The following is a 21,547-nucleotide window of genomic DNA, read 5'->3' as shown; positions in this document are numbered from 1 at the left end:
GCGCTCGTGACAGAGCGAAGTGTGGCAACCTGGCGTCTCACCATGCGGCGCGTGGCACGCTTCGCGCAACTCGGCACCACACCAAGGGGGTTAGGTGACGCAGCGAGAGGGATTCGTCGTGGGGCATCTCCTCACGGACTGTTACATCTTCGAAGGGGACGGCACCCGCCCGATCCACGAGGAGAACGTCAAGATCATTTACGAGCCCGGGCTCCGCCGCGTGTCGCTGCCCCTCGAGGTACAGCGGTGGCGCCAGGCGATCCAGGCGGAGGAGGAGCGCAGGCAGGCCGCGGGCGAGCCCTACCGGTGGAACAACCCTCGTTTCGCCGTGGAGAGCATCGTGACCTCACGCACCAACGAGGCCGAGGAACCGATGGTGCAGCTGAGCCTGTGCGACGCCGACTACTTCGACTTCCTGGCCACCTCGGTCAACCTCGACACCCCCTTGCGTGAAGGCGAACCGGCCACCTTGCGCACGCAGTACCTCGAGAACACCGACCCGGTGACGGCGCCCGCCTTCCTCTCCTGCAGCTTCGGCGTCAACGTGGCCGTGCAGACGGGACCCGATCGGCAGATGGTCTTCGCCCGCCGCAGCGCCCTCGTGGCCGGTCACAACACGGAGCGCTGGAACTCCTCGGTGAACGAGGGGCTCGCCGCCATCCACGACGTCCCGGAGGACGGTTCCCCGATCAGCCTGCACGCCGTGGCCCGCCGCGCGCTGCGGGAGGAACTCGCCGTCCAGGACGACGACAAGGTCGAACTGGAGTTGCTCGCCTTCGCCCTCGATCTGCGCAATCACCAGTGGGCGGCTTTCTACCGCGCCGTCCTCTCCGAACTGACGGCCGATGATCTCATCAGGCGCCGGAGCAGGGGCGTGGAGGACAAGTGGGAGCACGACCAGTTCAGGTTCGTGCCCAGCGACCCGGACAACGTCCTCGACTTCATCCTGGAGGAGGACCGGGTCTGGACACCGTGTGCTCCGGCGCTCTTCTACATGGCCCTCGTGCGTGATGCCGTTCTGGCGCGTGGTGGCAACCCTTCCGGCCGGCTCGACGTCGAGGCCGCCGAGCGGAGGGCCATGGACCGACGCGACTCGAAGCAGACAGCCTGAGCGCACGCCCGGCACGCTGCGCGCACACGGTACCGGTGTGGTCAGAAGATGTTCCGCTCCCGGTGCTGCTTGCGCAGTTCGAGGAATTTCCCGCGCACTTCCTGCGGGGCCATGCCGTCGCCGGCCTGGATCATCAGATCGGCCAGGGCGTCGCGGGATTCCATGAACCCGCGCCACTTCTGCTGTGGTTTCAGCCAGGTGTCGATGGCGGTCAGCGCCGCGACCGCAAGGGCCAGCGAGGGCACCCAGGCGATGAGCCATTGGGCCTTGCCCTCACCCAGGTTCTGGTCCGCCGCCACGACGGCGCTCGCGACGATCAGCAGGATCCTGCTCAGATAGTAGGTCACCCCGTAGTTGACCGTCGCGACGCGCCAACGTCGCAACTCCCGTGTCATCTCCTCGGCGAGCACTGCCGGCAGCCGCCCGGCGGCTTCGCCGTTCCCCGCGTCGCCGCTTCCCGCATCGACTCTTCCCACCGTGTTCTCCGCCATGCATTCCCCCAGCGATCGCCGGCCATCTGCGCGGACTGCGTCATTTTGGCGCAGGTGGCCCGTGCGTAGCGGGTACTTGCCGATCTTCGTCCGATACGGCGGTCCTCCGAGGACGGCGGCAGGCGCCGGGTCGTTCGGCTGCGCCGCGTCGCGACCCGGCACCGCCGGGAATCTCCGGGTCTCGCCCGGACGCGTCCGTCAGAACACCAGACCCACGTGGGCGAGAGCCTGCTTCAGCAGCATGCCGTGCCCGCCCGGCATCTCGCTGTGCACGGCCGGTGAGGCGGCCTCCTGCGGGCTGAACCAGACCAGGTCCAGCGCGTCCTGCCGGGGGCGGCAGTCCCCGGTCACCGGCACGACGTAGGCCAGGGACACCGCGTGCTGGCGCGGGTCGTGGTACGGCGTGACACCCGCCGTCGGGAAGTACTCCGCGACCGTGAACGGCTGCAGGGAGGCCGGGACGCGGGGCAGGGCGACCGGGCCGAGGTCCTTCTCCAGGTGGCGCAGCAGCGCGTCGCGGACCCGCTCGTGGTGCAGGACGCGACCGGAGACCAGGGTCCGGCTGACCGTTCCGTCCGGGCCGATGCGCAGCAGCAGTCCGATGCTGGTGACTTCGCCGCTGTCGTCCACGCGCACGGGCACGGCCTCGACGTACAGGATCGGCATCCGGGCCCTGGCCATTTCCAGCTCGTCCGTGGTCAGCCAGCCGGGCGTGGTTTCGGTCATGTCAGACATTGCTTGATCATACTTTCCGGGTGGGGTGCCCGCCGAGGTCGCGGGCCGGTTCGTTTGCGGGCAGTCCGTACAGTCGGCGGGCGTTGTCGCGGCCCGTCCAGGCCGCGATCCGCAGGGCGTCGGGCAGGCTCAACTCGTCGGCGTCCACCCGGGCCTGGAGCAGACCGGCGAGCCCCTGACGGAAGGACAGCGCGCCCAGGTGGTGGAACTCGGCCACACCGTAGGCGTCGGAGCTGTACAGCAGTTTCCGGAACGGGGTGATCTCCAGTGCCTCCTCCAGCACCGTCCGGCAGCGGGCCGGACCGGTGTAGTGCAGGGCGAGACCGACGTCCAGGTACACCTGTCGGAACACCGCGGACAGGTAGGCGGCCTGGCGGTGGTAGGGCCAGCAGTGCAGGAGCAGGACCGGGATGGTGCCGGACGTCAGGTGCAGCCAGTCGGTGAGCAGGGCCGGGTCCGCGTGGTGCAGTCGTACGTCGGCGTCGCCGAAGCCGGTGTGGAGCTGGAGGGGCAGGCCCAGGTCGACGGCGGTCCACAGCAGGTGCCGTACCAGGACCGGGTCGGCGAGGCGACCGCCCTGCGTGACCCAGCGGGCGACGGCCCCGGTCACCTCGGTGGCCGCGGGACGCGCCGGGTCGAGGGCGAAACCGGTGCGGTAGGCGGCCACCGACTTCACCGCCACCACCCCCGGCCGGCGGACGGCCTCCTCGGCGGCCGTGCGGAAAGCCGCCGCGTACGCGTCCGGCTCCAGGCCCCGCGCGGCCACCGCCTCGGCGAGCTGTTCCAGCCGTACGACCTCGTAGGCGGCGGCCCCTGCCGAGCGGGCCAGTTCGGCGGGGGTGGTGACGGGGTGCGGGGCGTAGCCGGTGTCCACACAGAACACCTCCGCTCCGGACGCCGTCAGGAAGCGGCGGTTGACCTCCTGCCAGCCGAGGGCCGAGCGCCGGGCCAGATAGTCGGCCGGTGGCGCGTGGCGGGGGAGGTCCAGCACGGGTGCGCAGTGGCGGCGGACGGCCACGCCGACCGGGCTGTCGAAGGGCGAGACGCCCGGCCAGGCCTCGCCCTCGGTGATGAGGGACTCGAACTCGCCGCCGGTGAGGTCGGCCGTCACGGCGCCGTGGCAGTGGTGGTCCACCAGGGGCAGCTCGGCGAGTGCCTCGTGGACCGGTCCGGATACGGCGGTCATCGTCAGTACGTCCAGCGGTAGGCCGCCGCCACCTGGGCGTCGTCGAGGCCGGCCACGGCCGCCGCCTCGCCGAGGCGTACGGCGATCACGGCGTCCGCGAGGACCGGGCCCAGCGCGTCCCGCAGCACCTGGTCCGCACGGAACTCCTCCACGGCCCGCGGCAGCGACTGCGGCAGCCGCCGTACGCCGAGGGCCGCCGCCTCGTCCATGCCGTACCGGGCCGGGTCGCCGGTGATCTCCTCCGGGAGGGACAGGGCCGTGGCCAGGCCGTCCAGGCCCGCGGCGATCACGCAGCCCAGGGCCAGGTACGGGTTGGCGGCCAGGTCGACCGGTTTGACCTCCAGATTGGCGTCCTGGTCCCGGCGGCCCGCCGTGCCCGTGATCACGCGCAGGGCCGCCTCGCGGGTCTCGCGGCCCCAGGCGGTGAAGACCCCCGCCCAGCGGGACGGTTTGAGCCGCAGGTAACTGGCCGGGCTGGGGGCGGTGACCGCGGTCAGCGCGGGAAGCCGCGCCAGCACCCCGGCCGCGAAGGACTCCGCCTCCGCCGTCATGCCGTACCGGCGCTCGCCGCCCGCGTGCAGGTTCACCCCGTCGCGCCAGCAGGACAGGTGCAGGTGACCGCCGCTTCCGACGCCCTCGGCGGACACCGAGGGCGTGAACGACACCCTCAGGTCGTGCCGCTGCGCCACCGCCCGGATCGTCTGGCGGACCAGGACGCTGCGGTCGGCCGCCGCCACCGGGTCCAGCGCGCCCACCGAGATCTCGAACTGCCCGGCCGCGTACTCGGGGTGCAGCTGCTCGACGTCCACCTCCTGCGCGGCGAACGCGGCCAGCAGGTCGGCGGTGTAGTCGCTCAGCTCCACCTGCCGGATCGCGCCGTACGCCGGACCGCGGACCGCCGGCTGGAACTCCCCGGCGGGTGCCGAGCCGAGTCCGACCGCCCACTCGATCTCGATGGCCGCCTTGAAGGCGAGGCCGTGCCGCTCGGCGGCGTCGGTGACGAGGTGGCGCAGGAAGGTGCGGGAACAGCCGGGGTGCCGGGTGCCCTCCTGGGTGATCCGGTCCACCGGTGCCCACGCCCAGCCGGGCTGCCCGGCCAGCGCCACCAGATGGTCGAGGTCCGGATAGAGCCTGAGGTCACCGTCCGGGGAGCCGAGGACGTCGGTGGTGACGATCGAGTCGTCGGCGAGGAAGGTGTCGAACACCGGGGACATGCCCACGCCCCAGGCCACGGCCGCCTCCAGCCGTGCCGTCGGGACCGTCTTCACCCGGCCGACGCCCGCGGTGTCGACGTAGGCCAACACGATGCCGCGCACGCCCCTCGCGGCCAGGTCGTCGGTGAGCGCGGCCACCCGGCGCAGATCGCCGGGACGCCCGCCGGGCACGGGGTCGGCAAGGGTGGTCATACGTCCTCCTCGACGGGCTCGGCGGCGCATGGGGCCAGGATCAGCGTTTCACGGCCACCGCGCCGAACTGCGGCACCGGGGCGGCGGACGCCGATTCCGCGCGCCACTGCGAGCACGGCACCAGACCCGGCTCGACCAGGTCGAGACCGTCGAGGAACCCGCCGATCTCCGCCCGGCTGCGGGCGGTGATCGGCGGGGTGGCGTTGGCGTTCCAGAACTCCATCGCGGCGATGTTGCCCCCGCCGCCCACGTCCCCGTCATAGGTCGGGTGGGTGAGCACGAAGTGGCTGCCGGAGGGCACCGCCGACATCACCCGCCGCACGATGTCCCGGGCCTCACCGGTGTCCAGCACGAAGTTCAGGATGCCCAGCATCATCACCGCGACCGGCCGGCTCAGGTCCAGGGTCTCGCCGGCCCGCTGCACGATGCCGTCCGGGTCGTGCACGTCGGCGTCGACGTAGTCCGTGACGCCCTCGGGGGAGCTGGTGAGCAGCGAGCGTGCGTGCACGAGCACGATCGGGTCGTTGTCGACGTACACGATCCGCGACTCGGGGGCGATCCGCTGGGCGATCTCGTGGACGTTGTCCACGGTCGGCAGGCCCGTGCCGACGTCGAGGAACTGCCGGATCCCGCGCTCGCCGGTCAGGAACCTCACCGCGCGCGCCAGGAACTCCCGGTCCGCGCGGGCCACCGCCCGGATCACCGGGAACATCCCCGCCACGTGCTCGCCGACCCGCTGGTCGACCTCGTAGTGGTCCTTGCCGCCGATCCAGTAGTTCCACACCCGGGCGTTGTGCGCCACGGAGGTGTCCAGCTTCGCCGGTCCGGCCGTCGGAGGCTGCCCTTCGGTCACGTCGCCGCCCTTCTCACGTGCGGGTGTCCGCCGCCATTGTGCCGCTCGTCGATGGCGCTGTCCCGGGAGACGCGCACCATGGGCGGTTCGGGGCGCCATCGGGACGTTCCGGCCCATGAGGAACACTGGTCCCCTACCCTCCCCGACCGGAAGCAGGACATGCCCACCACGCCCACGTCCCTCCTCCACACCCCCGGCCTGCCCGCCGGCCCCGCCGACATCCGGCTCGTCGTCACCGACATGGACGGCACGCTGCTCGACGACGACAAGCGGATCCCCGACGGGCTGTGGCCGATGCTCGCCGAGCTGCGCCGGCGCGGGGTGCTGTTCAGTCCGGCGAGCGGACGCCAGTACGCCACGCTGGCCCGGCAGTTCGCGGACGTGTCCGAGGGCATGGTGTTCATCGCGGAGAACGGCACGTACGTGGTCCGGGACGGCGTGGAGCTGAGCTCCGACCCGCTGGAGAACTCCGTCGCCGCCGGGGTGGTCCGGACGGTACGGCGGCTGGTCGCGGACGGTGTGGACGTCGGCGCCGTCGTGTGCGGCAAGCGGTCGGCGTACGTCGAGCGCACCGACGAGGCGTTCCTGGCCGAGGTGCGCAAGTACTACGTCGAGCACCGGATCGTGGCGGACGCCACCGCCGTCGACGACGACGTGATCAAGGTCGCCCTGTTCGACTTCGGGGCCGCCGAGCACTCCACCGCCCCGGCCCTCGCGGAGTTCGCCGGCACCCACCATGTCGTCGTCTCCGGCGAGCACTGGGTGGACGTCATGAACCGCACCGCCAACAAGGGCACCGCCCTGCGCGGGCTCCAGAACGCGCTCGGCATCACGCCCGCGCAGACCATGGTGTTCGGCGACTACCTCAACGACCTGGAGATGCTCGACGCCGCCGAGTGGTCCTTCGCGATGGCCAACGCCCACCCGGAGGTCCTGCGCCGGGCCCGCCACCTGGCCCCCTCCAACAACGACGCCGGAGTGCTGCGGACCGTCGCCCGGGTGCTGGGCCTGTAGGCGGGCTGGCCGGGCCGCGCGTGTCCGTCCGGTCAGGCCGGGTGGAGCCGGCGGTCCGCATCAGGGCTTGCGGCCGACGCCGCCGTACAGTGAGATCGGCCCCACACCGTCCGGGGCCTCCTCGCGCCGCCAGTCGGCGACCGGCACGATGCCCGGCTCCAGCAGGTCGAGTCCCTCGAAGAAGACGGACACCTCGTCGCGGGAACGCGCCACCAGGGTCACTCCGCCCGCCGCGTAGGCGGCGATGCCCTTGCGCACGTTCTCCGGTTCGAAGTCGGCCGTCATCATGGACAGCACCAGGCAACTGCCCGGTGCCAGCGCGTCGACCAGGGCCGACACCACGTCGTGGGCTCCGTCCTCGTCGGCGACGAAGTGGAGCAGGGCGATGAGGGAGAGGGCCACCGGACGGCCGAGGTCCAGGGTCTGCGCGGCGCACCGGAGGATGGTCTGCGGGTCTCGGGCGTCCGCCTGCACGTACTCCGTCACACCCTCGGGTGTGCCCCGCAGCAGCGCGCTCGCGTGGGCCAGCACGATCGGGTCGTTGTCGACGTAGACCACGCGCGCGTCCGGCGCCACCGACTGGGCGATCTGGTGCAGGTTGGGCTCGGTGGGTATGCCGGTGCCGATGTCCAGGAACTGGCGGATGCCGTCCTCGGCCAGCGCGCGTGTGGCCCGGTGCATGAACGCCCGGTTGGCGCGCGCGGCCCGGACGGCGCCCTCGTCGATCGCCGTGATCCGGCGGCCGAGTGCCTCGTCGACGGGGTAATTGTCCTTGCCGCCGAGGAACCAGTCGTACACCCGGGCCGGATGCGGCCTGGTGGTGTCGATGCGCTGTGCGGCCGCCTCGGTCCCCGTCACGTGCTGCTCCTCCGCTCGGCTGGTCCCGGTGGTCATTTCCGGGACGTGCGGGCAGCAGTCTGACACGATCACGCGGCGCGGCGGAGACAGTCTTCGGCCACCCGCTTGTCGAGTGCGGCCCGCACCAACGCGGCGGCCAGGACGGCCGGTTCGGTGTCCCCGGCGAACTCGGTCAGCTTGTCCGGGTGCTCCGGCAGGCCGAGCCGCCGCGCCCCGGACAGCGCCTTGCCGTCGAGGTAGGGCGCCACTTCCGGCCACACGCGCTGGGCCTCGCGCAGGAAGATGTCGGCGCCGGCCGGGCCCACGCCGGGCTCCGTCTGGAGGAGCCTCTTGAGTTCGCCGGTGTCGCCGTGGGCCTCCTCGTGCAGGCGGCGCAGATCTCCCTGCCAGCGGTCCAGCAGCAGTTCGGCACCGTCGCCGAGCTGGGTCGCCGTGCGCTCGTCGTAGCGCCGGTAGCCGGCCCTGCCGAGCGCGTCCACCCGCCGCTGCCGGCCGGCCTCGGCCATGCGGCGCGGGCTGTCGAGGCGGTCCTCGTGCAGGGCCCGCGCGGCGGCCACCGCGACCGAGGCCCGGATCCGGGCGCTGAGCAGCAGGGACAGCACGAGCAGCCGGTAGAGCGGCTGGGGGGTGTCCGTCAGGCGGATGCCCGCCTCCTCGGCGTACGTCCGCCCGTACTCGGACACCAGCACGTGCACGACCCGTTCGTCCTTGTTCATGGGTCTACGGCTTGAGCGGGTCGTGGCCCAGTGTCATCAGCCGGTGCCGGCGGCGGGTGTCCTCCGGCGTCCGCTCCGGTTCGGGCTCGTTCTCCATGTCCACGAGGTCACCGACGGTGTCGACGACCTTGTGCATCACCCGGATGTCGTCGTCGGTGAGGTCGGTGCGGCGCTTCTGGAGGATCGCGAGGACATGCTGTCCGGTCGGCGTGCCCGCCTCCTCGGGCAGGGGCTCCGACTGCTCGTCCGCGTCCCGGACCCTCAGCCAGGCCGCGAGTTCCGCGGAGGTCATGTTCACCACGCGGTGGAAGTCCTCCCACAGCGCGTCGAGTTCCAGGGCGTCGGCCATGGGTTTCCTCTTCTGTGCGGGGGCGGGTGTCCTAGCTGGCGGCGTTGTCGTGCGGCTTCTCGGCCTCGAACATCCAGCGCTGCTTCTCCAGGTCGGCCGTGATGGAGATCAGCAGGTCCTGGGTGACCGGGTCGGCCTTCTCCGTGACCTCGATCCGCTCGCGCAGCCGGACGATGGCCGCCTCCAGCGTCGACACCATCAGCTCCACGACCTCGGTGTCACGCAGCCAGCCGTCCTTGGTGCCGGGCAGGGCGAACGTCGCGGCGATCGTCTCCGGGCGGCCGTCCGGTGACACACCCAGCGCGGCGGCCCGCTCGGCGACCGTGTCCGAGTGGGCACGAGCCGTCGCGACCACCTCGTCCAGCTGGAGGTGGATCGAGCGGAAACGCGGGCCCACGATGTTCCAGTGCGCCTGCTTCCCGACCAGCGACAGTCCGAGCAGATCCACCAGGGTCTCCTGCAGAGCGGTCCCGGTGACGCCGAGCGCCTCCTCGGACAGCGTGCTCTTCACCACGGTCATGATGTGACCGTCCCCTTTCGTCAGCGGTGTGCGTTACGTCCGCAAACGCGGGTGCCCAGCGTCCGGGGGAACAAACAGGCCTGCTCAGCGGGGCAGTGCCGTCTCCAGGAAGCGGATCAGCTCCGCGAAGACCTGCTCCTTGTCCGTCTCGTGGAACACCTCGTGCCGGGCACCCGCGAAGATCCGCTCGGTCAGCCGGCCGCCGCTGAGCCGCTCCACACCGACCCGGCTGCCGGGCAGCGGCACCAGCCGGTCGTCGTCCCCATGCAGCCACAACAACGGCAGCGGGCCGACATCGCCGCCCTTGGCCACGGTTTCCAGGGCCCGGACGAACGCCTGGAGCGTCGGCCGCTTCATGGGACCGTGCCAGACCAGCGGATCGGCGGCGTAGGCGGCGCCCACGGCCGGGTCCCGGGAGAGTGCGGACGGGCTGATCGGGGTGTCCGGGATCTCGTCCAGGGCGAGCAGCCGCCCCGGCAGCTCCCAGGCGCCGATCACCGGGCCGGACAGGATCAGGGCGCTCAGCTCCTCGCCGTACCGCTGGGCGTAGCGGGCCGCGATCAGGCCACCCATGGAGTGGCCGACCAGGATCAGCGGCAGGCCGGGGTGCGCGGCCCGGGCCAGCTCCGCCACGGCGTGCACATCGGTGACCACGTCCTCGAAGTCCTCGATCAGCACGCGCTCGCCGGCCGACCTCCCGTGACCCATGTGGTCGGGCCCGTACACGGCCGCCCCGTGCCCGGAGAGCACGCGGGCCGGGTCCTCGTACCGGCCCGCGTGCTCGCCATACCCGTGTACCAGGAGTGCCAGGTAGCGGGGTGCCGGGTGCGGCCACTCGCGGACGGCTACGGTGCCGCGGGTGCCGTCGAGGACGTGCTCGCGGACGTGGGGCATGTTTCCTCCAACTGCTTCGGTGAAGGTCCGGGAGGATCTTCCCAGTGAGCGGGTCGGAGGTCTATAGTCCAAAACTAGCAGTGCTAATTAAGAGGGGGCCGCGGCGCAGCCGCAGCCCCAGCTGATCCACAGTGTCGTAGGTCAGGAGTCCAGCCGTGCGTCCCGTCCACTTCGCGGCCGCCCGCCGCACCCCCATCGGCAAGCTGCGCGGAGCCCTGTCCTCCGTCCGGCCCGACGATCTGGCGGCGACCGTGATCCGCCATCTGGTGGCCGAGGTGCCCGCCCTCGACCCCGCCCGGATCGACGACGTCTACTGGGGCGCGGCCAACCAGGCGGGCGAGGACAACCGCAATGTCGCCCGCATGGCCGCCCTGCTCGCCGGACTCCCCGAGTCCGTGCCCGGCGCCACGGTCAACCGGCTGTGCGCCTCCGGCCTGGAAGCGGTCACCACCGCCGCCCGGACGATCGCCGCGGGCGAGGCCGACATCGTGATCGCGGGCGGCTCCGAGTCCATGAGCCGGGCCCCCTTCGTGCTGCCCCGCCCCGACGAGGCCCTGCCGCAGCGCATCGAGACCCACGACACCCGGCTCGGCTGGCGCCTGGTCAACCCCGCCATGAAGGACCTGCACGGCCTGCTGGCCATGGGGGAGACCGCCGAGGAGGTCGCCGAGCGCTACGGCGTCTCCCGCGAGCGTCAGGACGCGTTCGCCCTGCGCAGCCACCGGCTCGCCGCCGCCGCACGCAAGAACGGCCACTTCGACGACGAACTTCTTCCCGTCGAGCGCCCGGACGGCATCGTGGTCGAGCAGGACGAATGCGTCCGCGAGGACACCTCGCTGGAGAAGCTGTCACGTCTCAAGCCGGTCTTCCGCCAGGGCGGTACGGTCACGGCGGGCAACGCCTCGCCGATGAACGACGGGGCGGCCGGACTGCTGCTGGTCAGCGAAGAGGCCCTGAACGAACTGGGGCTGGAGTCCCTGGGGCGCTATGTCGCGGGCGCCTCCGCCGGCGTCCACCCCGACGTGATGGGCATCGGCCCGGTGCCCGCCACCCGCAAGGCGCTGGACCGGGCCCGCTGGGAGATCGGCGATCTCCAGGAGGCCGAGTTCAACGAGGCGTTCGCCGCGCAGGCACTCGCCTGCGTCGACCGGTTGGGCATCGACCCCGACCTGGTGAACCCCACCGGCGGCGCCATCGCCCTCGGCCACCCGCTGGGCTGCTCCGGCGCCCGTATCCTGACGACCCTGCTGCACCGGATGCGGCGCACGGGCGCGGAGCGGGGGCTGGCGACGATGTGCGTGGGCGTGGGCCAGGGCAGCGCGGTGCTGATCGAGAGGCATTAGCCGCACGTCCAACGGGGGCTCCCCGCACGGGCATCCGGTACACGAGCCGCAGCAAGGAAACGGAGCACCACTCCATGGCAACCCTGTCCCTCGCGTCCGTCCTCGCCGAGAACGCCAGGCGCCGCCCCGACCGGACCGCCCTCGTCGAGGGGGACCTGCGACTCACCTTCGCCCAGGTGTGGCGGAAGGCGCTGGCCCAGGCGGGTGCGCTCACCGGCCTCGGCGTACGACCGGGCGACCGGGTAGCCCTGCTGGCCCCCAACACCGCCGAGTTCCCCGTGGCGTACTACGCGATCGCCGCGGCCGGCGGTGTCGTGGTCCCCGTGCACCTGCTGCTGTCGGCCGGGGAGGTGGAGCACGTCCTGCGGGACAGCGGGGCGACGCTGCTGCTCGTGCACTCGGCCCAGGCGGAGACCGGCCGGGCCGCGGCCTCCGCCACCGGTGTCCATGCGGTCACCCTGGGCGAGGAGTTCGAGAGGCTCGCGGCCGACGCCGAACCGCTCCCGTCGTACGTCACCCGGGCCGCCGACGACCCCGCGGTGATCTTCTACACCAGCGGTACGACCGGCGTTCCCAAGGGTGCCGTGCTCAGCCACTTCAACCTGGTGATGAACGCGACCGTCAACGCCTTCGACGCCAACGACATCCGTGCCGACGACATCGCCCTCGGCGCGCTGCCCCTGTTCCACGCCTTCGGCCAGACCGTCTCCCTCAACTCCACCTGGCGGGCGGGCGCCACGCTCGTCCTGCTGCCCCGCTTCGACGCGGCCCGCGCCCTCCAGCTGATGGTCGAGGAGGGCGTGAACACCTTCCACGGCGTGCCGACCATGTTCGTCGCGCTCGCGGCGGCGGCCGCGGACGCCGACGCGCTGCCCGAGCTGCGCGTGTGCATCTCGGGCGGGGCCTCGCTGCCCGTCGCCGTACTGGAGCGGTTCGAAGCCGCGTTCGGGGCGAAGATCTACGAGGGGTACGGGCTGTCGGAGACCTCGCCGACGGCCACCGTCAACCAGCCCGTCTTCGGCACCAGGGCCGGCACCATCGGCCACCCGCTGTGGGGCGTCGACGTGGAGATCGCCCGCGCCGAGGTGGAGGGCCGCGTCGAACTGCTGCCGCCCGGCGAGCTGGGTGAGGTCGTCATCCGCGGCCACAACGTCTTCTCCGGCTACCTCGGCCGCCCGGAGGCCACCGCGGAGGCCCTGGTGGACGGCTGGTTCCGCACGGGTGATCTCGGCGCCAAGGACGACGACGGCTTCCTGCGGATCGTCGACCGCAAGAAGGACGTCATCATCCGCGGCGGCTACAACGTGTACCCGAGGGAGGTCGAGGAGGTGCTGATGCGCCATCCCGGCATCGCCCAGGTCGCCGTCATCGGCCTGCCCGACGAGCTGCACGGCGAGGAGGTGTGCGCCGTCGTCGTACCCGCGCAGGGCACCGCCCCCGACGCCACCGCCCTCACCGAGTGGTCCAAGGAGCACCTGGGCCGGCACAAGTACCCGCGGCGCGTGGAGTTCACGGACGCGCTGCCGCTCGGGCCGAGTATGAAGATCCTCAAGAGGGAACTGCGGGCGCGGTACACGGGGCGTTAGGGACCGGCCGGCGAGACGGTTCTTACGCGGGCCGTTGCGTGCGCATAGCATCGGTCCCCGCATGAACACGATGACGCTCTGGCACATCTCCGGCTGGGAGTTCGCGGCGCTCGCCTGCGCGGCCCTGCTCGTCGGCTTCTCCAAGACCGCCGTGAGCGGGGCCAACACGGTCAGCCTCGCGATCTTCGCGGCGGTCCTGCCCGCCCGGGCCTCCACCGGCGTCCTGCTGCCCGTCCTGATCGCCGGTGATGTGCTCGCCGTCCTCACCTACCGGCGGCACGCGCACTGGCCGACGCTGTGGCGGCTGTTCCCGGCCGTCGCGGCGGGTGTGGTGGTCGGCACGCTGTTCCTGATGTGGGCCGACGACGGGATCGTACGGACCTCGATCGGCGCGATCCTGCTGCTGATGGCCGGGGTCACCATGTGGCGCCGACGCCGGGAGGACGCGACGGGGGACGCGCCGGACGCGGTCACGTCCCGGGCGGGCCGGATGAAGGCGCGGTCGTACGGCGTGCTCGGCGGGTTCACGACGATGGTCGCCAACGCGGGCGGGCCGGTGATGTCGCTGTACCTGCTGTCCGCCGGCTTCCGGAAGCTGGGCTTCCTGGGCACGTCGGCGTACTTCTTCCTGATCGTCAACGTGTCCAAGGTGCCGTTCAGCGCGGGGCTCGGCCTGATCGACGGCCGCTCGCTGCTTCTTGACGCCGCGCTCGCGGTGTTCGTCGTGCCCGGGGCGCTGCTCGGCACATGGGCTGTGAACAGGATCGACCAGCGACTCTTCGAACGGCTCGTGATCGCCGCGACGATCCTGGGCGGGCTGCAGCTGCTACTGCGCTAGCCCGAGCAGTTCCGGCAGGTCGGCGAAGGACCCCAGCACCTGGTCGGGGCGGCCGCTCGCCCGCTCCACCGCCTCCGGAAGGAACTTGCCTGTTCGCACCAGCACCCCGGTGATGCCGAGCCGCTGCGCCGCCAGCACGTCCGACTCCACGTCGTCCCCGATCATCAACGCCTCGCCCGGCTCCACACCCAGCCGCCCGAGCGCCGCCTCGAAGAAGGCCCGCGCCGGCTTCCCGGTCACCTCGGCCTCGCTCCCGGCGGCCGCCTCCAGCCCGGCGATGAACGCCCCGGCGTCCAGCTGGAGCCCCGCGTCCGTCCGCCAGTACAGGTTCCGGTGCATGGCGACCAGGCGCGCGCCCCGCTGCAGGTGCGCGAAGGCCCGGTTCAGCGCCGCGTAGCCGAACTCCGGCCCGGCGCCGCCGAACAGCACCACATCCGGTACGGCGTCACCGGTCTCCTCGTCGACGAGGATGATCCCCTCCAGGTCCTCCCGGACGTCCCCGCTGTTCAGCAGCGCGCACCGGGCCCCGGCCAGGTGGGCGGCGGTGGCCGCGGGGGCGGTCAGGATGTCCTCGGCGGTCACCGGGAAGCCCGCGTCGGCGAGCGTGGCGGCGATCGACGCCCGGGTCCTGGAGGTGGTGTTGGTCACCAGCACCACCCCCAGCCCCGCCTCCCGGATCGCCCGCAGGGCCTCCACCGCGCCCGGCAGAGGACGCCAGGACACGGTGAGCACCCCGTCGATGTCGATGAGGACGGCACGCACGGACGCCATGGAAGCCATGCCTGGACCCTAACCGCCGAGGGCATCGCGGAACTGCCGGGACATCGGGGCGTCCCCTACGCTCACCCTCATGTCCCCGCATGTCCTCATCCTCGGCGGCACCACCGAGGCCCGCCGCCTCGCCGCCGACCTCGCCGCCCGCCCCGGCGTCCGGGTCACCACCTCCCTGGCCGGCCGGGTCGCCCGGCCGGGAGCGCTGGCGGGAGAGGTCCGGACCGGCGGCTTCGGCGGGCCGGAGGGCCTCGCCGGCTGGCTGCGCGCGCACCGGGTGGACGTCCTGGTGGACGCCACCCACCCCTTCGCCGAGACGATCACGGCCAACGCGGCCCGTGCGGCGGCGGCCGCCTCCGTCCCCGCGATCGTCCTGCGCCGCCCCGGCTGGCGGCCCGGCCCCGGCGACGACTGGACCCGCGTCCGCTCCCTGGCCGCGGCTGCCGAAACCCTGCCCCGGCTGGGCCGCCGGGTGTTCCTGAGCACCGGGCGCCTGGGCCTGCCGGCCTTCGCTCACCTGACGGATCTGCACTTCGTCGTACGCTCGGTCGACCCGCCCGAGCCGCCACTGCCGCCGGACACCGAAGTGGTCCTCGCACGCGGCCCGTTCACCCTCGCCGACGAGACGGAGCTGCTGCGCGCCCACCGGATCGACGTCCTGGTCACCAAGGACAGCGGCGGCGAGGCCACGGCCGCCAAGCTCACGGCCGCACGCGAACGCGGGCTGCCCGTGGTCGTGGTACGACGGCCCGAACTGCCGGCCGGGGTGACGGCGGTGCCCGACGTGGCGGGCGTGCTGGAGCGGCTCGGGTTCGGCCCCGCGTGACGGCCGGCGTCCTGCCCCGGCCGATCGCACGCGGCGGACCTCAGCGCTCGCCGGTGTTCCGGCGCAGCAGATAGGTGTCCATGATCCAGCCCTTGCGCTCGCGCGCCTCGGCTCGCACCCGCTCGATGCGCGGTCCGGCCTCGGCGATCGGACCGGACACGAGGATCTCGTCCGGGGTGCCTATGTACGCCCCCCAGTAGATGTCGATGTCCTGGTCGGCGTACCGGGTGAAGGCCTGCTGGGCGTCCAGCATCACGACCACGTCGTCCACCCCTTCCGGGAAGCCCTCGGCCAGCCGCCGCCCGGTGGTGATCTGTACCGGCCGGGCCACCCGGTTCAGACCCGTGCGGTGCCGGGCGACCAGTGCGGAGACGCTGCTGACGCCGGGCACGACGTCGTACTCGAACGCCACCGTGCCGCGCTCCAGCACCTCCTGGAGAATCCCCAGCGTGCTGTCGTACAGCGCCGGGTCCCCCCACACCAGGAAGGCGCCGGTGCCGTCCTCACCCAGTTCCTCGGCGATCAGCCGCTCGTAGATCCCGGCGCGCGCACTGCGCCAGTCCTCGACGGCCGGCGAGTACGCCGCCCCGCCCGCCTTCCGGTCCCGCTCCGGGTCCCGGGCCTCCACCACCCGGTACGACCCCTCGGCCAGATGCGCGTCCAGGATGTCCCGGCGGAGCTGGGTCAGGTCGTTCTTCACCTCGCCCTTGCCGAGCAGGAAGAACACGTCCGTGCTCCGCAGCGCCTTGACCGCCTGCAGGGTCAGCTGGTCGGGGTCGCCCGCGCCGATACCGATGACATGAATCTTTCGCACGCCCCGAGTCTGCCGCATGCCACCGACAGGGCCCGCACCGCCTCCACACGGCTCGCGCCGGCACCCGTCAGGGGCCGAGCCGGGGCGATTCGGCCCGCGCGTCCACCGGGCCGGACCCGTGCTCCACGCGCCCGGCCAACTCCCGCGCCCACCGGGCGAGTCCGGGGAGATCCATCCCGTAGGGCCGGTCCTCGCCCCGCTGTGCCGCCCACTCCTCTACCGCGCCCGCGCCCCGCCGCAGCAGGCGTGCCCCGCCGACGCCGTTCCCGCGTGCCGCGTGCGTGAGGCCGACCGCCAGCTGGGCCAGCCCCCGCCACAGCGCGCGCTCGTCCCGCGGGCCCGACTTCCAGGCGTCCTCGAACACCTCGTGGGCGTGGAACGGCTTCCCCGCGTCCAGCAGCGTCTGCGCCTCGGCGACCGTCTCCCTCGGCGCCCGGACGAGACCCTCCGGCTGCCGCGGGACGCCCTCCGTGCCGTAGGGCAGCGGCCGGCCGAGCCCGTCCCTGGGCCGCGCGCTGCGGGCCCGCCCTGCCACGTCCCGGTCCCTGCCGTCCGATGCGCCTGCGTTCGTCATACGGCCGATTGTCCCCGCACGTCCATTGCCCTCTTCGGCGCACCCCCGGAGGTGGGGTAAAGTTCTGTTCGCGCGATCACGCGGGTCACCGCGAGTGAGCGCATCGGGACGTGGCGCAGCTTGGTAGCGCACTTGACTGGGGGTCAAGGGGTCGCAGGTTCAAATCCTGTCGTCCCGACTTGTGAGAGTCGCAGGTCAGGGCCGGTTTCGGAGGTATCCGAAACCGGCCCTGACCTGCGTTCGGGGGCGGAGACCGGCGGCTGCCTGCGCGGCGCCCCGCCCCCCGTACGCCGCTGCCTGCCCCATCTGATCGACCGCGTCCTGTCTACATCGACGCCGTCGCCGCCGCGCCCGAGCCCTCCCGAGTCGGCGCCGCCCTGGTGCACTTCGTGCCCGGTGCCCGCACCCACCGGCAGCGCCACCCGTTGCGCCGGGCCGTCTTCCTCACCGGGGGCGTGACCTGTGCCAGCGCCGGGGCGGGCCGATCGAGCTCATCGGGACCGGCGACCGGGTGCTGTCCGAGGCCGACCAGGAGCACCGGCACGGCGCCACGCCGAACCGAGCTGCTGATGATCGAACTCGCCAACAAGGAGAGCGACGCCGAGCACGACGTCGTGCACGGGCTGGACCCCGCCACCGGCGAGGAAGGCGCCGCCGCCCCATCCCGACTGACACCTGACCCGAACCGGCCGACATGGCACGCGCCCGGTTGGGCTCCGGCGTGGTGACCTGCGCACACTGGATGTATGCGCGGGCTGACCGCCAGCGGAGTGGCGGAGCGTGAGGACTTGCTCGCGGCTGCCGTCCAGGAGGCCGTGCAGGGCACGAGCGCGTATGCGGGGAGTATCTTCCTGCGCTCTCGTGACCGCCGGTCGATCGTCCTCGCGGCGACGTGCGGCGTGCCGCCCTCGCTGCTGGGTGGCTGGCGCCTCATCGCGGTGAGCAGCCCGATTCCCGTCGCAGTGGCGTACACGGCCGGGCGCACGGTCCACCTGGCGAACGCCGAGGAGACGATGCGGCGCTATCCGCAGCTCGCGGTGGCTCTGCCGTACGCCTTCGGTTCCTGCTCGGTGCCTGTGCGCACACGGGACGAGCTTTTCGGATCGTTGGCTGTCGTGTGGCCGGCTTCATCGGGCAGCGAGGGACTGTCCAAGGCCCATCGTCGCCTCCTGCGGAGCGTCGCCGGTCGGCTCGGTGACTCCCTGGCCCACCTCCGTGCCCGTACCGGTGAGCCCGTGGAATGGCAACCGGGGACGGCCGCCGTCGAGACCCCTGCTTACTCGGCGGCGGCCGTGCAGGTGGGCCTGTTCGACTGGAACCTCAGTACGGGCACCCTCAGCGTGGACGACGTGTTCTGCGCGGTTTTCGGTCTCGAACCCGGCGCTTTCGACGGACGTCCCGAAACACTTGCGGCGTGCCTGCACCCCGGTGATCTCGCTGCCTTCCGGGCCTGCTCGCGTGAGGCGGGCGAGGGCCGGATCGCAGCGCGGCGCCTGCGCGTACGGGATGGCAGCGACGGAGGCGAACGATATCGCACCGTCGAGTTGTGGGGCCGGGTGCCGGAAGGCGACGACGCGCGCGCGGTCGCGCATCTGGTCGGCGCCGTCCTGGACGCCCGGGCGGGCGGTGCGGCCGTCGCAGCGGTCGAACGGTTGCCAGACGGGCTGTTCTCCCTTGCCCCCGACGGGCGTGTCACCTACGTCAACCGCCGTGCCCTGCACTTGCTCGACATCTCCCCCGAAGAGGTACTCGGCCAGTGCCTGTGGGACGTGCTGCCGTGGCTGTCCGACCCCAGCGTGGAGTACCGGCACCGCTCCGCCATGATCTCTCAGGCGCCGTCCTCCTTCCTGGTGAGCCGGCCACCCGACCAGTGGCTCGCCTTCTCCCTTCACCCGCAGCCCGACGGGGTGACCGGACGGGTGGTCCCCACCGGCCGCCCCCCGTCGGCCGGGGCAGCCGCCGCGCCTCCACCGACGGTGGCACCCGCCACCGGGCCGGCGCGCCTGGGTGTGATGTACCACGTCCTGCAGCTCAGCAGCGCGCTGACCGAGGCAGTCACCACACGCCAAGTCTGCGAAGTCGTCTCCGACCAGCTCCTGCCGGCTTTCGGGGGCCAGCAGATGGCGATCCATGTGGTCCGCAACAAAGAGATGCACCTTCTCCACCACGCCGGCCACCACGAGACGTTCCTCGACTGGCTCCAGGGCGTTCCCCTGCACGCCCGCCTGCCTGGAACGGAAACTCTCACCTCCGGTGTGCCCCTCTTCATCGAGTCCCAGAAGGATCTCGTCCGGGGCTACCCGGGCATCCCCACCGGACAGGTGAGCTCCTGGGTGTATCTGCCCCTGCTCGCCTCCAACCGGCCGGTCGGCACCTGTGTCCTCGGCTTCGACGAGCCCCACCACTTCACAGAGAAGGACCGCAGTGTCCTGACCGCACTCGCCGGGCTGATCGCGCAGGCCCTGGAAAGAGCACGGCTGTACGACTCGGAGTTCGCCGTCGCGCACGGCTTGCAGCAGGCGCTCCTGCCGCACCGCCTGCCAAGAGTCCCCGGCATCCGCACCGTCGCACGCTACCTGCCCGCCACCAGCGGTATGGACATCGGCGGCGACTGGTACGACGTCATCCCCACCGACAGCGGGGTCCGCCTCATCATCGGTGACGTAGAGGGGCACAGCATCGCCGCCGCAGCCACCATGGCCCAGTTGCGCAGCGCGGTACGCGCGTTCGTGGCCGCCGGCCACGCACCCGGCGACGTGATGTCAGGGGTCAACCGCACCCTCATCGACCTCGACTGCAACCTGCTGGCCAGCTGCTGCTACATCCACCTCGAACCCGGCCGCGATCACGCCCACGCAGTGACCGCCGGCCACCCCGCCCCCCTGCTCCGTCTCCCCGACGGCACGGCAGACGCCCTCGATCTCGACGTCGGAACAGTCCTCGGCGTGGACCACGCAGGCACCTACACTCCCACCCGTTTCGTCTTCCCGCCGGGATCCGTCCTCGCCCTCTACACCGACGGCCTGGTGGAGAAACCCGGAACCGACATCGGTACGGCGATCGACCGCCTGCGCGTATCACTGGCCCACGCCCGCGCGGACTCACTGGACGAACTGGCCGACCGGCTCCTGCACCACGCCCGCGGCTCCTCCTACCGGGCCGACGACATCGCCCTGCTGCTCACCCAACACGATTCCGGCCCGATGGCGACGTGACACGGTCCGGCTCCTCGATCGTTTCCGGGCCAGGCGATCGCCGGGCGCGCGTGGTCAGTCGCGCTCGATGGTGACGGTCACCTGGCTGCCCGGGACGGCCAGGACCCATGCCCGGCCGGCTGTCCGGCGGACGACCGTCGCCCCGCCGTCGGCCGTGATCCGCCAGGTGCCCGGCGGCACGGACAGTACCGTCGGCCGCCGGCCGTGGGGTGCCGCGCGGTATACCAGCCGGTAGCCGCCCTGCCCGGCGTCGTACGAGGCGGAGCGGACCGTGCCCGCGACGGTCTCCGCGTACGGTTCGGCGGTCAGCTCCTTGTTGGCGCGGAAGGCGCCGTCGTCGTCGACCGCACAGTATCCGCCGCCGTAGCACCACACATAGCCCGCCCAGCCGGAGGCGTAACGGCCTAGGGAGGCCATCGCGTCACGGTAGAAGCGGTTCATGTTCGGCAGCGTGTTGTTGAGCGGACCCCACTCGCCGATCACGATCGGGACCTTGTACTCCTTCGGGTACGCCGTGACGGCCCGCTCGTACGCCTCGATCCAGCCGGCCCCGGGGTCGTAGTCGGCGCCCGCCTCCATGGCGGTGTTGTAGAAGTGCGGCGCGTACACGACCCGGGGATCGTCGATGCGGCCGAGGCCGGTCGGTACGCCCTCGCCCACGAGGGGGGTGGGTTCGACGAACACCCAGGCGTCCCGGTCGGCCGAACGGACGGCGTCCGCCAGGCGGTTGTACATCGGCGTGAGCTGATCGCGTTCGATCCGGCGCGCTGCCGTGGGCAGATCCTCCGCCCGGTGCGGCTCACCCATCGGTTCGTTGATCAGGTCGTAGCCGAGCACGGCCGGATGGTGGGCGAAGCGGCCGGCGAGTGTCCGCCACATCCGGGCCTGGGCACGTCTCAGGTCCTGGTCCGCGTAGAGATGGGTGAAGGCTCGCTGCACGGCGGGCTCGAAGTACTCGGCGAACCAGTCGTCCGGATGGGCGGTGAACGGCAGTCCGTCGGTCCTGGTCGCCCACTCGGGCACGCCACGGTGGCCGAAAGCGGGTCCGAAGACGTCCTGGTGGGCGTCGATCAGGACCTTCACGTCGTATCGCGCGGCCCAGTCCAGGACACGCTCGATCCTGTGCAGGTAACTCCCGCTGTACCGGCCCGGTGTCGGCTCCAGGTCGTCCCAGAAGACCAGCAGCCGGGCGAAGTCGAAGCCCTTGGCCCGCATGTCCCGCAGGTGGCGTTCGGTGATACCGGACAGGGCCTGGTCGCCCCGGTGCGTCTTGTCCTCGATGTTCCAGCCGTGCAGGGTGACGACCCGTCCGTGACGGTCGGTGAGCCGGGGTATGCCCTGCCCGGTCCCCTCGGCGTGGGCGGTGGCGGGGGCAATCAGCGCGGCGATCACCGCGCCCGCCGTCAGAAGCGCTCGCAGCACAGGAAACCTCCGGGCCGACGGTGTT

At 72.1% G+C, this 21,547-nt stretch carries 22 protein-coding genes and 1 tRNA gene; 9 read left to right on the top strand and 14 right to left on the bottom strand.

All coding sequences use genetic code 11. From position 1 onward, the window contains the following. Positions 1-94: 94 nt before the first annotated feature. The gene (locus tag ABZ079_RS14310) at positions 95-1,111 is read left to right on the top strand and encodes a translation initiation factor 2 (protein WP_356939709.1); all 1,017 of its coding nucleotides are present in this window, start codon (positions 95-97) and stop codon (positions 1,109-1,111) included. 41 nt (positions 1,112-1,152) lie between these two features. Here the strand turns inward: ABZ079_RS14310 and ABZ079_RS14305 are convergent, their stop codons facing one another. The 5 genes from ABZ079_RS14305 to ABZ079_RS14285 form a co-directional block, all read right to left on the bottom strand. Next, entirely contained in the window at positions 1,153-1,602 is a 450-nt protein-coding gene (locus tag ABZ079_RS14305) for a hypothetical protein (protein ID WP_356939708.1), read from the bottom strand. Positions 1,603-1,800: 198 nt separating this feature from the next. Beyond that, positions 1,801-2,328, bottom strand: coding sequence for an NUDIX hydrolase family protein (locus ABZ079_RS14300; protein WP_356939765.1), 528 nt, complete (start codon positions 2,326-2,328; stop codon positions 1,801-1,803). A gap of 16 nt (positions 2,329-2,344) precedes the next feature. Next, a complete protein-coding gene (locus ABZ079_RS14295) occupies positions 2,345-3,523 on the bottom strand; it encodes an amidohydrolase family protein (RefSeq protein ID WP_356939707.1) in 1,179 nt (392 codons plus the stop codon). Positions 3,524-3,525: 2 nt separating this feature from the next. Then, complete coding sequence (locus tag ABZ079_RS14290) at positions 3,526-4,929, bottom strand: glutamine synthetase family protein (protein ID WP_356939706.1); 1,404 nt, start codon at positions 4,927-4,929, stop codon at positions 3,526-3,528. A 40-nt stretch (positions 4,930-4,969) separates the two neighbouring features. Then, positions 4,970-5,782 (bottom strand): SAM-dependent methyltransferase, encoded by an 813-nt coding sequence (locus ABZ079_RS14285; protein WP_356939705.1) that lies wholly within the window; start codon positions 5,780-5,782, stop codon positions 4,970-4,972. Between the two features lie 159 nt (positions 5,783-5,941). Between ABZ079_RS14285 and ABZ079_RS14280 the strand changes: the two genes are divergently transcribed. After that, positions 5,942-6,796: a Cof-type HAD-IIB family hydrolase gene (locus tag ABZ079_RS14280; RefSeq protein WP_356939704.1), complete on the top strand. Its 855-nt coding sequence runs from the start codon at positions 5,942-5,944 to the stop codon at positions 6,794-6,796. A gap of 60 nt (positions 6,797-6,856) precedes the next feature. On the opposite strand, the gene ABZ079_RS14275 is transcribed toward ABZ079_RS14280, so the two are convergent. The 5 genes from ABZ079_RS14275 to ABZ079_RS14255 all read right to left on the bottom strand — a co-directional run bounded on the left by ABZ079_RS14275 (position 6,857) and on the right by ABZ079_RS14255 (position 10,133). Further along, on the bottom strand, positions 6,857-7,654 hold the full coding sequence (locus ABZ079_RS14275; RefSeq protein ID WP_356939703.1) for an SAM-dependent methyltransferase: 798 nt from the start codon (positions 7,652-7,654) through the stop codon (positions 6,857-6,859). Between the two features lie 68 nt (positions 7,655-7,722). Continuing rightward, positions 7,723-8,370, bottom strand: a complete 648-nt coding sequence (locus ABZ079_RS14270; RefSeq protein ID WP_356939702.1) for an endonuclease — start codon at positions 8,368-8,370, stop codon at positions 7,723-7,725. A gap of 4 nt (positions 8,371-8,374) precedes the next feature. Next, the gene (locus ABZ079_RS14265; RefSeq protein ID WP_356939701.1) at positions 8,375-8,719 is read right to left on the bottom strand and encodes a DUF3140 domain-containing protein; all 345 of its coding nucleotides are present in this window, start codon (positions 8,717-8,719) and stop codon (positions 8,375-8,377) included. Positions 8,720-8,750: 31 nt separating this feature from the next. Next, the gene (locus ABZ079_RS14260; protein WP_356939700.1) at positions 8,751-9,239 is read right to left on the bottom strand and encodes a DNA starvation/stationary phase protection protein; all 489 of its coding nucleotides are present in this window, start codon (positions 9,237-9,239) and stop codon (positions 8,751-8,753) included. 84 nt (positions 9,240-9,323) lie between these two features. Next, entirely contained in the window at positions 9,324-10,133 is an 810-nt protein-coding gene (locus tag ABZ079_RS14255; RefSeq protein WP_356939699.1) for a lysophospholipase, read from the bottom strand. Positions 10,134-10,288: 155 nt separating this feature from the next. Between ABZ079_RS14255 and ABZ079_RS14250 the strand changes: the two genes are divergently transcribed. The 3 genes from ABZ079_RS14250 (at position 10,289) to ABZ079_RS14240 (ending at position 13,900) form a co-directional block, all read left to right on the top strand. Next, positions 10,289-11,476: a thiolase family protein gene (locus ABZ079_RS14250; protein WP_356939698.1), complete on the top strand. Its 1,188-nt coding sequence runs from the start codon at positions 10,289-10,291 to the stop codon at positions 11,474-11,476. A 74-nt stretch (positions 11,477-11,550) separates the two neighbouring features. Further along, positions 11,551-13,062 (top strand): long-chain fatty acid--CoA ligase, encoded by a 1,512-nt coding sequence (locus ABZ079_RS14245; RefSeq protein WP_356939697.1) that lies wholly within the window; start codon positions 11,551-11,553, stop codon positions 13,060-13,062. Positions 13,063-13,123: 61 nt separating this feature from the next. Next, the gene (locus tag ABZ079_RS14240; protein WP_356939696.1) at positions 13,124-13,900 is read left to right on the top strand and encodes a sulfite exporter TauE/SafE family protein; all 777 of its coding nucleotides are present in this window, start codon (positions 13,124-13,126) and stop codon (positions 13,898-13,900) included. Here ABZ079_RS14240 and ABZ079_RS14235 read toward each other — a convergent pair. Next, positions 13,889-14,671 (bottom strand): HAD-IIA family hydrolase, encoded by a 783-nt coding sequence (locus tag ABZ079_RS14235; protein ID WP_356939764.1) that lies wholly within the window; start codon positions 14,669-14,671, stop codon positions 13,889-13,891. The two genes, ABZ079_RS14240 and ABZ079_RS14235, sit on opposite strands and share 12 nt — an antisense overlap. Before the next feature lie 79 nt (positions 14,672-14,750). Here ABZ079_RS14235 and ABZ079_RS14230 point away from each other — a divergent pair, with 79 nt between their 5' ends. Then, positions 14,751-15,497 carry a cobalt-precorrin-6A reductase gene (locus ABZ079_RS14230; RefSeq protein WP_356939695.1) on the top strand — a complete coding sequence of 249 codons (747 nt, stop codon included), beginning with the start codon at positions 14,751-14,753 and terminating at the stop codon, positions 15,495-15,497. 40 nt (positions 15,498-15,537) lie between these two features. Here the strand turns inward: ABZ079_RS14230 and cobF are convergent, their stop codons facing one another. Together cobF and ABZ079_RS14220 are read right to left on the bottom strand one after the other, a co-directional pair. After that, positions 15,538-16,311, bottom strand: a complete 774-nt coding sequence (cobF, locus tag ABZ079_RS14225; RefSeq protein ID WP_356939694.1) for a precorrin-6A synthase (deacetylating) — start codon at positions 16,309-16,311, stop codon at positions 15,538-15,540. A 67-nt stretch (positions 16,312-16,378) separates the two neighbouring features. Continuing rightward, positions 16,379-16,885, bottom strand: a complete 507-nt coding sequence (locus ABZ079_RS14220; RefSeq protein WP_356939693.1) for a DUF309 domain-containing protein — start codon at positions 16,883-16,885, stop codon at positions 16,379-16,381. A gap of 104 nt (positions 16,886-16,989) precedes the next feature. Here ABZ079_RS14220 and ABZ079_RS14215 point away from each other — a divergent pair. From ABZ079_RS14215 to ABZ079_RS14205, 3 genes are all read left to right on the top strand, one after another. Continuing rightward, positions 16,990-17,063: transfer RNA gene (locus ABZ079_RS14215), tRNA-Pro, on the top strand. Between the two features lie 391 nt (positions 17,064-17,454). Beyond that, positions 17,455-17,613: a hypothetical protein gene (locus ABZ079_RS14210; RefSeq protein WP_356939692.1), complete on the top strand. Its 159-nt coding sequence runs from the start codon at positions 17,455-17,457 to the stop codon at positions 17,611-17,613. A gap of 18 nt (positions 17,614-17,631) precedes the next feature. Then, positions 17,632-20,100 (top strand): SpoIIE family protein phosphatase, encoded by a 2,469-nt coding sequence (locus ABZ079_RS14205; RefSeq protein WP_356939691.1) that lies wholly within the window; start codon positions 17,632-17,634, stop codon positions 20,098-20,100. A gap of 54 nt (positions 20,101-20,154) precedes the next feature. On the opposite strand, the gene ABZ079_RS14200 is transcribed toward ABZ079_RS14205, so the two are convergent. Continuing rightward, a complete protein-coding gene (locus ABZ079_RS14200; RefSeq protein WP_356939690.1) occupies positions 20,155-21,522 on the bottom strand; it encodes a cellulase family glycosylhydrolase in 1,368 nt (455 codons plus the stop codon). Between the last annotated feature and the right edge of the window lie 25 nt (positions 21,523-21,547).

Source organism: Streptomyces sp. NPDC006314 (assembly GCF_040613075.1).
GTDB lineage: Bacteria > Actinomycetota > Actinomycetes > Streptomycetales > Streptomycetaceae > Streptomyces.
Note: the sequence above shows the minus strand (reverse complement) of the source record. Positions and strands in the feature narration are given on the sequence as shown.